The following is a 12,887-nucleotide window of genomic DNA, read 5'->3' as shown; positions in this document are numbered from 1 at the left end:
TATAATTCCCTTTTTTCTTTGATAAAATTACCTGCCGTCGCTTTGCTTGGGCTCGCCGTTCCAGGAGGAAAGGCCGCCGTCCACGCTCAGAAGCTGGCCGGTAATGTAGGACGCCTTATCTGAAGCGAGGAAAACCGCAGCGTCCGCAATTTCTTCGGGTTTGCCGATCCTGCCCATGGGGTTGTTCGCGTCAAACAGATCGAAAACCTCCTGGGTATTGCCGCTGACGAACATTTCCGTACGCGTCGCGCTTGGGCAGATTCCGTTCACGCGTATACCGTCGCGCCCGTAATCGATTGCCATGCTTTTTGTCATGCTGCCAATCGCCGCCTTTGCCATCGCGTATACCGCCATGTTGTACGCGCCGTTCAGGGCGGCGAGCGAAGCGATGTTGATGATATTGCCGCTCTTTTTCTCAAGCATATCCGGCAAAAACGCTTTGCACATCAGGAATACGCCGCGTACGTCAATTCCCATTTGCTTATCAAAATCCGCAACGCTCGTTTTGTGAATTGGCCCGCCGATAAAAATCGCGGCGTTGTTCACAAGCACATCGCATACGCCCACGCTTTTTTTGGTAAATTCGTAAAGCGCTTTTGCGCCTTCCTCTGTGGCGCAGTCGCAATTCAGGTAAAAAAGACGGTCGGTACTGGCTTCACTTAAGAATTTCTGCGCGGGTTCCTCCCTGCGCGAAGTAATAACAACCCTGTCTCCCTCCGCCAAAAACGCCTCAGCGATCTTTCTTCCAATCCCCTGGCTGCCGCCGGTTACAACAACATTTCTGCTCATGATAATCCCCTCCTGTGTTTCTAATAATAATAGAACTAAACTCATCATAAATTTTGCGGCAGCGGATGTCAATAACGAATCCGCACGGGTGCAAGCGTCTTTTTGGCACAGATGGCTTGCAGGGAACAGGAACTGTGCGGTGGGATTTTGAAATTCATACAAAAACAGGGGAGCAGAAACCCGCAAAAATGAAACAACAGGCCTGAAATGAACAAAAATATAATACTTATGTTAATAATTAACAAATTCCATGAAAGATTAACAGGTGTTTTTGTTGAAATAGCCGTTTAAATCCGCTATAATAAATCTGTTGAATTTAGGATGGGGGAGATTTCCCAAACGTCCAAACTTTTATCAAATTCACAGGAGGGTTTTATTTCTATGAGTAAAGTCGATAAACTTGCGATTAACACGATCCGTGTTTTATCCGCAGAGGCAATCCAGAAGGCAAACAGCGGGCATCCGGGCCTGCCAATCGGCAGCGCGCCGATGGCGTATACGCTGTGGTCCAAGTATTTAAAGCACAATCCCAAAAATCCGAAATGGGATAACCGCGACCGCTTTATCCTGAGCGCTGGGCACGCGTCCATGCTGGAGTATTCACTGCTGCATATGTTTGGATACAAGGTAAGCATGGAGGATATCAAAAACTTCAGGCAGTGGGATTCCATTACGCCCGGACATCCGGAGCACGGCCTCACGGAAGGCGTAGAAGCAACCTCCGGCCCGCTTGGGCAGGGTATTGCGATGTCCGTTGGTTTTGCCATGGCGGAAGCGCACCTTGCGGCGCAGTTCAATAAGCCGGGTTATAATGTAGTAGATCATTATACATACGCGCTCACAGGCGATGGTTGCCTGCAGGAAGGCGTATCCGGAGAGGCAAGCTCGCTTGCGGGAACGCTTAAGCTGGGCAAGCTGATCGTTTTATATGACAAGAACGACATTACAATCGAAGGAAGCATCGATACGGCGTTTGACGAGGACGTGAAAAAGCGTTACAAAGCTTATGGCTGGCAGGTGCTTGAGGTTGAGGACGGAAACGAAGACATCAAGTCGATTGAACAGGCGATCGAGGAAGCAAAGGCAGAGAAAGAAAAGCCCTCCCTGATCATTGTAAAAACACAGATCGCTTACGGCTGCCCCGCAAAGCAGGGTAGCGCTTCGAGCCATGGTTCCCCGCTGGGACAGGAAAACATCGATGCGATGAAGAAATGCCTGGGATGGGATCACGCGGAGCCGTTCTTTGTTCCGGAGGAAGTGAAAAAGCATATTGCAGAGCTGCAGGAGGTTTATTCGGCTGAGGAAGCACAGTGGAACGAGCTGTTCTCCAAATACAGCAAGGAATATCCGGAGCTTGCTAAGCAGTATAAAGAATATATGGAGCCTGTTCCGGCGTCGGTATTTGACGATGATTTCTATCAGTTTGAAGATAAACCGATGGCAACAAGGGATACGTCCAACATGATCATCAACCGTCTTGCAGCCAAGCTGCCAAACCTCATGGGCGGCAGCGCGGACCTTGGCCCTGCGAATAAATCGCAGATGAAGGACAGGGAGTTCTTCTCGCCGGAAAACCGCAAAGGGACGAACGTTCACTTTGGCATCAGGGAATTTGCCATGGCTGCAATTTGCAACGGTATGGCGCTGCACGGAGGAATCGTTCCTTACTGCGCGACCTTCCTTGTATTCAGCGATTACATGAAAGGCGCTATCCGTATGTCGGCGCTCATGAAGCTGCCCGTTACATATGTCCTGTCCCACGACTCCATCGGAGTTGGCGAGGACGGCGCAACACACGAGCCAATTGAGCATCTGGCTGCGCTTCGCGCAACGCCGGGCGTATATACGTGGAGGCCGGCTGACGGTCATGAAACGGCTGCTGCATACCAGTCCGCAATGAGCGTCAATGCGCCGAGCGCAATCGCGCTTTCGCGTCAGAACCTGCCTCTCTTTAAGGAAACAGGCAAAGGCGCGCTCAAAGGCGGCTACATTTTGAAGGACGGCGGAGCAAACCCGGATGTGATCCTGATTGCAACGGGCAGCGAGGTCGAACTCGCTATGAACGCTGCGGAAGAGCTTGGAAAAGAGAACATCTCGGCGCGCGTAGTATCCATGCCCTGCGTAGAGCTGTTTGAAGAGCAGGATGCGGCATACAGGGAAAGCGTCCTCCCCAGGAGCATTCGCGCAAGGGTTGCGGTGGAAGCTGCTACATCCTTTGGCTGGGCGAAATTCGTTGGCCTCGACGGCGGTTATGTGACGATCGATCATTTTGGCGCATCTGCACCGGCAGGCGTGCTGTTTGAGAAATTCGGTTTCACAACGAAGGCTGTTGTGGATAAGGCAAAAGAAGTACTCGGAAAATAGTCCGAACGCTGTAAGGATTACGTCCCGCAGACTGAGATAAAGTTTGCGGGACGTTTTATTATGCAAAAAATATGCACATCCGGAATGTGAAAAAGTTTGCAAAGCTACTCGCGGAGTGACGATTTCCTTGCAAGGAGGGCCGCGTACCGGTATAATAATGATGGCGAATGGGACGCTGTACAAAAGGCGCAGCGGTTCATATAATATTTTTGACACAAGAAGGAGAACATGAAATGAAAAAGTTTGGTATGATCGTACTTGCGGTGGTGCTGTGCACGGTGCTGCTTGCAGGCTGCGCGGTTCCCGTTCCGGTGCCGGTGGCGGCAGAATCGCAAACGCCCTCCGCAAGCCCGAGCCCGTCGGAATCCGCAAGCGCGTCGCCCTCGCCGAGCGTATCGGCAGAGCCGTCTGCTCAGGAGAGTTTGGCTGCGGGCGAAACGGATTATATGTCGTGGACCGGCGAAGACTGGAGCGCCGCGACAGATGAGGAAAAATTGGAAGCGGCTATGGTATTGCTTGGAAAAGCGGGCGATAAGCTGGTTGGCGAAGGCTTTACAAAGCTGATGGAGCTTGCGCAATCGGATGAAAGCGCGAAAGCGGAAATCGAGGAAGGCGCAAAAGCCTTGATCACGAGCATCGACGAATTTTTTGAAATGATGCCCAGCGCAACGCTGAGCCAGCTTGTGGAAGTGATGGAAGCAGCGGTAAACAATCAGCAGGAGTAAATCAAAAATTAAGAAACGTCTTCATGATTTGGAGGCGTTTTTTGTTTTGCGGCATTTTTTTGCCTTATATATAACATAAGGATGATTTTATTCCCCTGACGACTATTAATAAAAGGAAAGAAGGTAGGAATTTATGTTAACAACATTTAAGGCTGATGTAAAAAAGCTTCCGGGAGGACTGCAGGTGGAGGCAAATACCCGTGGATTCAAGATTTTACTGGACGAGCCGGCTGATTTGGGCGGAACGGACAAAGGGATGAATCCGGTGGAGGCTGTATTGTGCGCGCTTGGCGCGTGCCAGACAATCTGCGCGGCGGCGTTTGCAAAAAAATGCGGCGTCGACCTGGAAGATTTCCATGTGGAAGTGGAGGGAGACCTCGATCCTGACGGATTTCTCGACCTTGCCGATGTACGTAACGGGTTTCAGGAGATCAGGTTTACCATGCACTTTAAAACGAAATCCGGACAGGAAGCGGCTGAAAAGCTTGCCGATTATATCGAGAGCCATTGCCCGGTGGGAGATTGCCTTGAAAACGGCGTTAAGCTCGTGCGTGCAGGCGTAGTGGTGGAATAAGGGAAGATATAAAAAAGCGGCAGCCCGAAGACGGCTATTATAGGACAGGGAATCTAAAAGAATAGCTGTCAGGCAGGATAAATGAAAAAAGACCGATGAGCAAAATTTGTTTCATTGGTCTTTTTACTGCGTCGGCATTGGGGATATCAGGTACAAACATTTGGCTTCCAAAATCATGCTTTCAGGCGATACAGGGTTTGATTTGATTCCTTTTGAATGATATGCGCTTACGCGTCTATGATTCAAAACTGCATGGTGGAAAGAAGCTACAATCCCTCGAATCGACCACGAAACGGCATCGGAAAAGCTGCTATACCGTTTCACCGGGGCATTCCTTTAAAAGCATGGGGATCGTATAACTCAAATTCAGCAAAAATGCCTTTTCCGGCTGCAAGCGAACGATATCGTCCTTATAGAAGAGCTCTTTAAACTCCAAGGAGAGTTCTTCTATGGTTTTTCCGTCCCGATAGCCTTTCGTTACCTGGAGCATGATTTGTTCATTCCAGTAAAGGCTGTTTTTCATAAAATGAGCGCAATCGCCGCCTTTGATTATTCCAAGATGTGGAATGAGTATGTTCTGCGCAGAGCAGCGGGCTGCTTTTCGAATAGATTCCATGGTGATTTCATAGCCGACGAGATAGCAGGGCATGACACGGCCCGCAACAGGAACGCCCAGCGTCTCGTTTGAAATAAGCAGGTTTTCCTCCTCGCTGTAAAAAGCGATGGAGCATTTGGTGTGGCCTGGCGTTTCTATGACGCGGAACGTCATAGAGCCAAGATCGATTATGCTGTCCCCGCCCACCGTAAGATCGATGTGCAGGTTATCTGTTTGATCCACATATCCGTGTGCGCCGTAAAGCTCTGCGGCATTGTCGTTCATTTCACGGATGACTGCGCGTGCGGAGGGTTTTTCGAATATTTTCTTTGCATATGCACTGCCGACAATCACAACGTCCGGCCACTCTTCCTGCAGGTATGCGCTGCCGGAAGCATGGTCGTAATGGGAGTGCGTGAGCAATGCGTAATCGAGGGGCCGGCCTTTCAGCTCTGCCCTGATGCGGCTTACCATTGCCGGCGCGCTGAATGAAAAGCCAGAATCGATGAGCGCTGTCTTTGTTTCTGTCATGAGGAGGAACGCCTCGCCGCCCGCGGCTCCGCCTACCTGTGTAATTGTATACATGATGCCTTCTTTCTGTAGAAAAATCGCTTTTTTTATTGTAATACATTTTTACTATCCTGTCAGCAGGCTATTGTGCTAATTACAAAAATGATGTATATTTAGTGTGATTCGCTAAAACCTAAAGACAAGAAGGAACGCTAGTATGACAGAACAAAAAAAGAAGCTGCACGGCAGTTTTTCCAATTTTCCGGTGAATCCGGACGATGAAGAGCTTATAACATTCGACGTTGTCGTAAAGATCGGCTCTATGGCGCTGATCCGCAAGGAAGACAACGATATCGATTACAATATTTTTTCGCGGCTTGCGGCGGAACTGAAGCCGGGGTATATCCTCGTGTCCTCCGGAGCTACGGAAATTGGCAGGATCGACTACATGAAGCGTAACGGCGGGCGCGAGCTGAAGGGAAACCTTGCGGCAATCAAAACGGCGTACGCCGCACAGGGGCAGCCTATCCTGATGGAAATGTACCGCCAGTTTATAAAGCCGAAGTATTCGGTACGGCAGGTGCTTGTAGAGCACAGCCACTTTAACGACGAGCGTAAGGTAAACCACATCCGCAACCTGCTGTTTTCGGCGGCGAACCAAAACGCAGTGCCGATTGTGAATTATAACGACGCGGTATCCGATACGGAAAACATGCACCTTGAGCTGCTTGACCTGAAGCGTAAAACGGATAATGTGGTGGAATGCGTAGACAACGACGAAACGGCTGCGGTGATCGCGCAGCTGGTGAATGCGAAGGTGCTTGTATTGCTTACAAGCGTAGAGGGAATTTACTCGGACGCAAGCGATAAATCCACGCTGATCGAAAAGGTTTCCGGCGCGACCTATGAGGAAGTGGAAGCGCAGATCGATAAAATGATGGAAAATTGCAACGGAGCTTCACGCCAGGGCGCAAATGGAGCGCGGGCAAAGCTGCAGTTTGCAAAGGAGCCGCTAAAAAACGGGACGACGGTGATTATCGCGCATGCGCGGCATAAGCTTTCGGATATTATCGATGGAAAGGTGAAACGCACAATATTACAAATTCAGTAAGGTGGGGAACACGATGGATTATGAAGCGTTATATGAAGCCATTTTTCACAGAAGGTCGGTGCGGAAATACGACAGTGCGCCGCTTCCGGACGAAACGATTGCGGAGCTTGCGGAGGTCATTGAAAAGCTGATTCCGCTGCGGCCGGAAATACAGACTGATATCAGGATACTTGGGCCGGGGGACATCAGGACGAACGCGCCGCACTGCATTTGCGTCTATTCTGAGAAAAAAGAAGGCCACCGCATGAATGCGGGATTTCTGGCGGAGCAGATCGACCTGTACCTGTCCTCCAAAAATATTGGAGCGTGCTGGCTTGGAACGACCAAGCCGGATAAAAACAAAGTGGCCGCGCCCGCGGGAATGGAGTGGGTGATTTCTTTGTGCTTTGGAACGCCCGCGCAGCCGATGCACCGGGAAGGCGCAGAGCAGTTCAACCGGAAGAGCCTCAATGAGATATCGTCGATTACGGACCTGTTCCATGTGCTGGAAGCCGTAAGGCTGGCCCCTTCTGCCATGAATAAACAGCCATGGTATTTCAGCGGGACGGCGGAGGATGTGGTAGTGAGCCGGAAAAAGTCGCTGTTGCTGGGCAACCTGAATCAAGTGGATGTCGGCATCGCGCTTTGCTGCTTTTTCCTTGCGGTAAAGCATCAGGGCAAAAATGCTGAATTTTCCTTTGAGCCGCAGACGGTTCCGGACAAGCATATCTTTATGGCGCGGGCAAAGGTGGTCTAAGCCAAAATAACAAATATCACGGAAACATGGGGCAACGGACAGAAGCCCCGGATCAAAAGATACCGGCGCTGGAATGATATAGTTGTAGCGCCTTTTTCTATCGCTCGCAAGGGAGGCGGCCATGTTGCTACAGGAAGAAATCAAAGAATATTTGAAAACAAAGAAGGCGTTCAGCACGCACAGCCATCATTTGTCGGATGCACAGCATGAAGGAATGACGCTTGGGCGCATCCTTGAAAAAAGCTATTGCGGCTGGATGGACGAGCCGCCAAAGGACGCGAAAGAAGCGCAGGTGTATATCCGTAAGAATGCGTGCAACAGCTATTTCAGATGGATGTTTGCGTCGCTTGAGGCGTTGTACGGCCTGCCCTTTACCGCGGAAAATTTCGATGGGATTGCAAGCCGGGTACGCGAAGCCCATAAAGATGGCGGCTGGCACCTGCGGGTGCTCAGGGAATGGTGCGGGTACGACAAAATTATGCTCGATTACTACGATCATCCGGGAGACGATCTCGGGCACGGCGACCTTTTTGTGCCGGTGCTGCGCTGCAATACATTTGCGGTTGGCAACGCAAAGGGCGTATACGACCACAACGGAAACAATCCGTTTGAATTCCTTGGGGAAGAATTCGATGATTTTGAAGCGTATATGGATGCGCTCAAAGCGAGAATGAAAAAGCATAAGGCAATCAAGTTGGCGCTTGCCTACGATTTGGATAATGAAATCCTTTGCTTTGATAAGCGGCGCGCGCTTGCGGCCTTTAACAATACAGACGCGACGGCTGCGCAAAAGAAGGATTATTATGATTATATGATCTACAGGATTTGCAGGATGGCGGGAGAGCTTGGCGTAGTCGTGCAGATACATACGGGGCTCGCAAACCTCAATAAATCTTCCCCCATATACCTGAAAAGGCTGATCGACGAATGCCCGGAGGTAAGGTTTGACTTGTTCCATGGCGGATTCCCATGGATGGACGATATGCTTGCGCTCGTGCATAATTACAAAAACGTATGGGCGGATACCTGTTGGATGCCGCTGATATCCACGGCTTCAGCCAAGCGTTTTTTACGCGATGCGCTCGAGGTGGGAGACGCTCACAGGGTGCTGTGGGGCTGCGACACATGGACCTGCGAGGAAAGCTACGGCGCTGTCCTTGCGGGACGCGAAATGATATCGGGCGTGCTTGCAGATATGGTGGAGGAAAAAGCGATTTCGAAGGAGTATGCGTTTTATATTGCAGACAGGGTGTGGCATGATAACGGAATAGAATTATTTTCGTTATAAGAAAAAGATATAAAAAAACTCCTGCAACCGCAGGAGTTTTTTCTGTTCAAATTTATTGTTTGCGGGCAAGCTTGCCGGAACAGGCTTCTGCGAACAATGCGATACCGCCGATCACAAGGTAAATACCAAAGATGATATTGATCGTGAGAACGCCTGCAAAGGGCGCGATGATGATCAGAATACCAAGTATCAGGTTGATGATGCCGCTTGCGAGAATCCAGCCGGAGCCCGGTTCGCCGGATTTCTTGAATACGCCGTAGGAGGATATCTGCGTGATACCTCCAAACAATGCAAAGAAACCGATGATGAATGCAAAGGTTTCGATCATTGCAACCTTACCGGTAATTCCAAAGGAATCGATCAGGATCAGCACGCCAAGCAACGCGAAGATAATACCGTTGGCAATCGTCCAGCCATTCCTGTAGTCCGCGGGCGTCCTGAAATACGCAATAATTTCATATACACCGTAAACGATAAAGCCGATTGTTACAATGTACGCGAGGCCGATTGCCGAATACACCGGCTTGATGAACAGCAGCACACCAAGCACGACCATGCAGATCGAGATGATGATGCCGGACGTTTTATGCCCACCCGTAATTTTCTTTGCTACGTTGTTCAGGTCCATTCTGGACTTTGGCGGTTCGTTCTGGCCGCCGGGGTTGTTGTTTGTTTCTTCAATCATGAATAAATCCTCCTATCAATCGTTAATAAGGCAATCAAAAATATATGAATACTACACCCAGTATAGCCGATACAACATGAAATGTCTATGTAAGGCGCCGCTAAATCCCTTGATTTTGACGTGAAATGTCAAACGGAAGGGAACCGCATGCCAATAACACGTTTATATATTAAACGTGTTTTGATATGATAAAACAAATTGCTGCAAATCGGCATGCTGTTTGCGTGAACAGCTAAACGGCAGGAAACAGGGAAATTTTTGTGATATACTGGATAAAACTGAAAGCTCAGGCAAAGGAGGATAGCAACATGAAAAAGGAAGTAACCTTACCAGATGGGACAAAGGTTCCGGCACTGGGGCAGGGCACGTGGCATATGGGCGATTCGGCAGCACGGGAATCAGGCGAAATAGAGAGCCTTCGCACAGGCGTCGGGCTTGGTATGACGCTGGTCGATACGGCGGAGATGTATGGGGAAGGCGCGGCGGAACGGCTGGTGGGCAAAGCGATTGCCGGGTGCGAAAGGGATGAGTTGTTCATTACGTCAAAGGTTTATCCATGGAACGCCGGGCGGGCTGATATCTTTGCGAGCTGTGACAACAGCCTGCAAAGGATAGGTACCGGTTATCTCGACCTTTACCTGTTGCACTGGCGCGGAAGCGTCCCGCTTCGCGAAACGGTGGAGTGCATGGAAGAACTGAAGGCGCGGGGGAAGATCAGGCGCTGGGGCGTATCCAACTTTGACACGGACGATATGGAGGAGCTGTGGTCGGTGCCGGGCGGGGACCAATGCGCGGTAAACCAGGTATTGTACCACCTTGGCTCGCGGGGGATCGAGTACGACCTTTTGCCATGGCTGCGCGGGCACGGTATTCCGGTGATGGCGTATTGCCCGGTTGCGCAGGCGGGCAAGCTGCGCAGGCAGCTTTTGAATGATGCTGCACTGCGCGAAATTGCGGAAAAGCATGGCATATCAGTAATACAGCTTTTGCTGGCGTTTGTATTGTCAAAACCGCAGGTGATCGCAATCCCCAAAGCGTCGAACCCGGCCCACACCAGAGAAAACGCGCAGGCCGCGCAGATCAGCCTCAGCGGGGAAGAACTGGAACGGATTGAGCGGGCGTTCCCTGCTCCAACGCAAAAGGTTCCGCTTGACGTTGAGTAAAGGTAAGGTTATGGAAGTAAAATTGATGATAGCGGAAGAAACGGATTTGGAAGAAATTTTGGCGTTGCAGTACCTTGCGTACCGGAGCGAGGCGGAGCTTGTGGGTGACTTCTCGATCCAGCCGCCCACACAGACGCTGGACGAGCTGCGGGGCGAGTATTTAAAAGGCGTGGTTTTAAAAGCTGTGGCGGGAGAAAAAATCGTTGGTTCTGTGCGGGGGAGAGAGCAGGAGGGAACGCTTTTTATCGGAAAGCTGATGGTACATCCGGACTGGCAAAACAAAGGACTTGGAAAAAAGCTGCTCGCAAGGATAGAGGAGCTTTATCCACAATGCAGGTATGAGCTTTTTACGAGCGCGGACAGCCGGAAAAACATTGGGTTTTATGAACGGGCGGGATATGTGGAATTTGCGAAAAAGGAATTTGCGCCCGGCCTTATGATGTGCTGCCTGCACAAACAAACGTCTGAAAATAAGGAATAGAAAAAAACCTTGCGGGGATAAAAAAACGCCGTTCCGTATGGAAGGGCGTTTTTAGATACGTCTAGTTAGTTACTATATCACGATCAAAAGTATAAGTCTAGTATTTTGTTTGCAATATGGTAGGATTATATTTGCCGGCACAATCCAGGAAAAAAGGAGAATATGATGTCTATTGATTTTGACGAAGTTGCAGGGTATTACGATGCGATGTATGTGCAACAGGAAGAATATGAAAGAGAAGCAAAGCGGGTTTTGGAGATAGCCCTGCGGTATAACAAATCCGGAAGCAACGCGTTGCTCGATATTGCCTGCGGGACGGGAGGACAAAGCGAATATCTTGCACGGGATTTTCATGTGACGGGAATTGACCTTTCCGAAGAAATGCTGCGTATAGCGCGCAGCAAGGTTCCAAAAGCGGAATTTATAAAAGCGGATATGTTTGATTTCTCGTTTGGACAAACGTTTGGATGTGTGGTAAACCTCTATGGCAGTATTGGTTTTGCCAGCAGCGCGGGGCAAATGGAAGACGGGCTCCGGTGCGTATATCGCTGCCTCAAACCGGGCGGGGTATTTCTGCTGACGCCATGGGGAACCGGGGAAACCTTTCGTGAGGGAACCATAGCGCAGAGCGGCGAATGCGGCGCGATAAAGTTTTGCCGTATGGAAAGCGTAAAAAGGGAAACAAAACGAAGCGTTTTAGTGGATATGTACCATCTGATCGCAAAGGACGGGGAGATCAGGGAATTCCACAATACGCAGCATATTACGCTTTTTGCGGAAACGGAATACATCCGGGCAATTAAAAACGCCGGATTTACAATCCGTGAACGCCTGGCGGAAGAGAAGTTTCGCATGGGCGCGTTTGTGTGCACAAAGTAAAAAGCATAGACAAAAAAAGCCATCCCATTGGGATGGCTTTTTTGACGTCTTATGTTTAGTCGTCATAACCTCTTCTGAAGTTATTTCTCTGCTGCTTTCTTGCTTTTCTGCAAGCCGGGCACCTGACCGGATCGTTTTCGAATCCTTTTTCTTTGTAGAAATCCTGTTCGCCTTCTGTGAAAACAAATTCGTTGCCGCAATCTTTACAAGTTAACGTTCTGTCTGCCATGGTAATAGCATCCTCCTAAAAATTTTTGGGAAAAGAGACCGGCTTAAAAATTTCCCCCAAAAATCTTTCGAAGGCAAGTTTTAAAATTTGGTTCTTTTTCTGATTGTATTTTAGCACAGAAAATGCGGAAATGACAATAAAAATCAGTTTTTTCTGTGAAAATATTTTTCTGTGTCAAAAATTTGTGTTATAATAAAAATAATATATCATGGGTATATGTTATTTTTTATAGAGCAAAGAAGCCTCCAAAGCCTGAAAAAGCCTTTACCCATGCAGGTTTGGAGCAGAAAGATAAAGATTGGTTATGACGGTTACGAGACAGAATATTATGGTCAACATCCGTGGCACGCAAGCGGACGAGCAGGACAGTAATACGATGGAGCTTTATACCGAAGGAATGCTGACGCATTCGGACGGAAAATATATCATAGAGTACGACGAAAGCGAGCTTTCGGGTATGGGAAACACCAAAACACTGCTTACGGTGGAAGGCGAGAGGGTGCAGCTTAAGCGCACCGGCCCCGTAGAAACGGAGTTTGTGTTTTTGAAAAGCCGCGTTTTTGAGACAGCGTATGAAACGCCGTTTGGCATGATGCAGATGTCGGTGCTGCCCACGCAGATATTGAGCGACGTATCGGAAGAGAGCGGAAAGATTGACCTTGAGTATGTGATCCGTATCGGCGACCAGCAGGCGGTCAACAAGCTGAATATCAATTACAAAAAAATACCGAAGGCATAAAGTTGCCGCGGATAAATTT

The 12,887-nt window shown here is 49.4% G+C and carries 14 protein-coding genes; 10 read left to right on the top strand and 4 right to left on the bottom strand.

What is annotated here, in order from left to right; all coding sequences use genetic code 11:
• Window positions 1-27: 27 nt before the first annotated feature.
• Window positions 28-789: an SDR family NAD(P)-dependent oxidoreductase gene (locus tag CHK_RS06765; protein WP_046443270.1), complete on the bottom strand. Its 762-nt coding sequence runs from the start codon at window positions 787-789 to the stop codon at window positions 28-30.
• Between the two features lie 381 nt (window positions 790-1,170).
• Between CHK_RS06765 and tkt the strand changes: the two genes are divergently transcribed.
• The 3 genes from tkt to CHK_RS06750 all read left to right on the top strand — a co-directional run bounded on the left by tkt (window position 1,171) and on the right by CHK_RS06750 (window position 4,452).
• Window positions 1,171-3,153 (top strand): transketolase, encoded by a 1,983-nt coding sequence (gene tkt, locus CHK_RS06760; RefSeq protein WP_046443269.1) that lies wholly within the window; start codon window positions 1,171-1,173, stop codon window positions 3,151-3,153.
• A 233-nt stretch (window positions 3,154-3,386) separates the two neighbouring features.
• Window positions 3,387-3,878, top strand: coding sequence for a hypothetical protein (locus CHK_RS06755; protein ID WP_131924737.1), 492 nt, complete (start codon window positions 3,387-3,389; stop codon window positions 3,876-3,878).
• Window positions 3,879-4,011: 133 nt separating this feature from the next.
• Window positions 4,012-4,452, top strand: a complete 441-nt coding sequence (locus tag CHK_RS06750; protein ID WP_046443267.1) for an OsmC family protein — start codon at window positions 4,012-4,014, stop codon at window positions 4,450-4,452.
• A 310-nt stretch (window positions 4,453-4,762) separates the two neighbouring features.
• Here the strand turns inward: CHK_RS06750 and CHK_RS06745 are convergent, their stop codons facing one another.
• Window positions 4,763-5,632: an MBL fold metallo-hydrolase gene (locus CHK_RS06745; protein ID WP_046443266.1), complete on the bottom strand. Its 870-nt coding sequence runs from the start codon at window positions 5,630-5,632 to the stop codon at window positions 4,763-4,765.
• A gap of 142 nt (window positions 5,633-5,774) precedes the next feature.
• On the opposite strand from CHK_RS06745, the gene CHK_RS06740 reads away from it, so the two are divergent.
• The 3 genes from CHK_RS06740 to CHK_RS06730 all read left to right on the top strand — a co-directional run bounded on the left by CHK_RS06740 (window position 5,775) and on the right by CHK_RS06730 (window position 8,692).
• Entirely contained in the window at window positions 5,775-6,668 is an 894-nt protein-coding gene (locus CHK_RS06740) for an amino acid kinase family protein (RefSeq protein ID WP_235811557.1), read from the top strand.
• Between the two features lie 13 nt (window positions 6,669-6,681).
• A complete protein-coding gene (locus CHK_RS06735) occupies window positions 6,682-7,404 on the top strand; it encodes a nitroreductase family protein (protein ID WP_046443265.1) in 723 nt (240 codons plus the stop codon).
• A gap of 121 nt (window positions 7,405-7,525) precedes the next feature.
• Window positions 7,526-8,692 carry an amidohydrolase family protein gene (locus tag CHK_RS06730; RefSeq protein ID WP_046443264.1) on the top strand — a complete coding sequence of 389 codons (1,167 nt, stop codon included), beginning with the start codon at window positions 7,526-7,528 and terminating at the stop codon, window positions 8,690-8,692.
• A gap of 52 nt (window positions 8,693-8,744) precedes the next feature.
• Here CHK_RS06730 and CHK_RS06725 read toward each other — a convergent pair whose 3' ends face one another.
• Complete coding sequence (locus CHK_RS06725; RefSeq protein WP_046443263.1) at window positions 8,745-9,377, bottom strand: HdeD family acid-resistance protein; 633 nt, start codon at window positions 9,375-9,377, stop codon at window positions 8,745-8,747.
• Between the two features lie 308 nt (window positions 9,378-9,685).
• Here CHK_RS06725 and CHK_RS06720 point away from each other — a divergent pair, with 308 nt between their 5' ends.
• The 3 genes from CHK_RS06720 (at window position 9,686) to CHK_RS06710 (ending at window position 11,900) form a co-directional block, all read left to right on the top strand.
• The gene (locus CHK_RS06720; RefSeq protein ID WP_046443262.1) at window positions 9,686-10,540 is read left to right on the top strand and encodes an aldo/keto reductase; all 855 of its coding nucleotides are present in this window, start codon (window positions 9,686-9,688) and stop codon (window positions 10,538-10,540) included.
• A gap of 10 nt (window positions 10,541-10,550) precedes the next feature.
• Entirely contained in the window at window positions 10,551-11,021 is a 471-nt protein-coding gene (locus CHK_RS06715) for a GNAT family N-acetyltransferase (protein ID WP_046443261.1), read from the top strand.
• Between the two features lie 165 nt (window positions 11,022-11,186).
• A complete protein-coding gene (locus CHK_RS06710) occupies window positions 11,187-11,900 on the top strand; it encodes a class I SAM-dependent DNA methyltransferase (RefSeq protein WP_046443260.1) in 714 nt (237 codons plus the stop codon).
• A 55-nt stretch (window positions 11,901-11,955) separates the two neighbouring features.
• On the opposite strand, the gene CHK_RS06705 is transcribed toward CHK_RS06710, so the two are convergent.
• A complete protein-coding gene (locus CHK_RS06705) occupies window positions 11,956-12,129 on the bottom strand; it encodes a zinc-ribbon domain-containing protein (RefSeq protein ID WP_046443259.1) in 174 nt (57 codons plus the stop codon).
• A 304-nt stretch (window positions 12,130-12,433) separates the two neighbouring features.
• Here CHK_RS06705 and CHK_RS06700 point away from each other — a divergent pair, with 304 nt between their 5' ends.
• Window positions 12,434-12,868, top strand: a complete 435-nt coding sequence (locus CHK_RS06700) for a YwiB family protein (protein WP_082103439.1) — start codon at window positions 12,434-12,436, stop codon at window positions 12,866-12,868.
• Window positions 12,869-12,887: the final 19 nt, after the last annotated feature.

The sequence above is a fragment of the Christensenella hongkongensis genome (assembly GCF_000981035.1).
GTDB lineage: Bacteria > Bacillota > Clostridia > Christensenellales > Christensenellaceae > Christensenella > Christensenella hongkongensis.
The sequence above is the reverse complement of the archived record's forward strand: the minus strand, read 5'-3'. Positions and strand labels throughout refer to the sequence as shown.

Excerpts from the sequence above, each read along its gene's own strand:
- CHK_RS06765 (WP_046443270.1), bottom strand. The coding sequence starts at position 789 with ATGAGCAGAAATGTTGTTGTAACCGGCGGCAGCCAGGGGATTGGAAGA.
- tkt (WP_046443269.1), top strand. The coding sequence starts at position 1,171 with ATGAGTAAAGTCGATAAACTTGCGATTAACACGATCCGTGTTTTATCC.
- CHK_RS06755 (WP_131924737.1), top strand. The coding sequence starts at position 3,387 with ATGAAAAAGTTTGGTATGATCGTACTTGCGGTGGTGCTGTGCACGGTG.
- CHK_RS06750 (WP_046443267.1), top strand. The coding sequence starts at position 4,012 with ATGTTAACAACATTTAAGGCTGATGTAAAAAAGCTTCCGGGAGGACTG.
- CHK_RS06745 (WP_046443266.1), bottom strand. The coding sequence starts at position 5,632 with ATGTATACAATTACACAGGTAGGCGGAGCCGCGGGCGGCGAGGCGTTC.
- CHK_RS06740 (WP_235811557.1), top strand. The coding sequence starts at position 5,775 with ATGACAGAACAAAAAAAGAAGCTGCACGGCAGTTTTTCCAATTTTCCG.
- CHK_RS06735 (WP_046443265.1), top strand. The coding sequence starts at position 6,682 with ATGGATTATGAAGCGTTATATGAAGCCATTTTTCACAGAAGGTCGGTG.
- CHK_RS06730 (WP_046443264.1), top strand. The coding sequence starts at position 7,526 with ATGTTGCTACAGGAAGAAATCAAAGAATATTTGAAAACAAAGAAGGCG.
- CHK_RS06725 (WP_046443263.1), bottom strand. The coding sequence starts at position 9,377 with ATGATTGAAGAAACAAACAACAACCCCGGCGGCCAGAACGAACCGCCA.
- CHK_RS06720 (WP_046443262.1), top strand. The coding sequence starts at position 9,686 with ATGAAAAAGGAAGTAACCTTACCAGATGGGACAAAGGTTCCGGCACTG.
- CHK_RS06715 (WP_046443261.1), top strand. The coding sequence starts at position 10,551 with ATGGAAGTAAAATTGATGATAGCGGAAGAAACGGATTTGGAAGAAATT.
- CHK_RS06710 (WP_046443260.1), top strand. The coding sequence starts at position 11,187 with ATGTCTATTGATTTTGACGAAGTTGCAGGGTATTACGATGCGATGTAT.
- CHK_RS06705 (WP_046443259.1), bottom strand. The coding sequence starts at position 12,129 with ATGGCAGACAGAACGTTAACTTGTAAAGATTGCGGCAACGAATTTGTT.
- CHK_RS06700 (WP_082103439.1), top strand. The coding sequence starts at position 12,434 with ATGACGGTTACGAGACAGAATATTATGGTCAACATCCGTGGCACGCAA.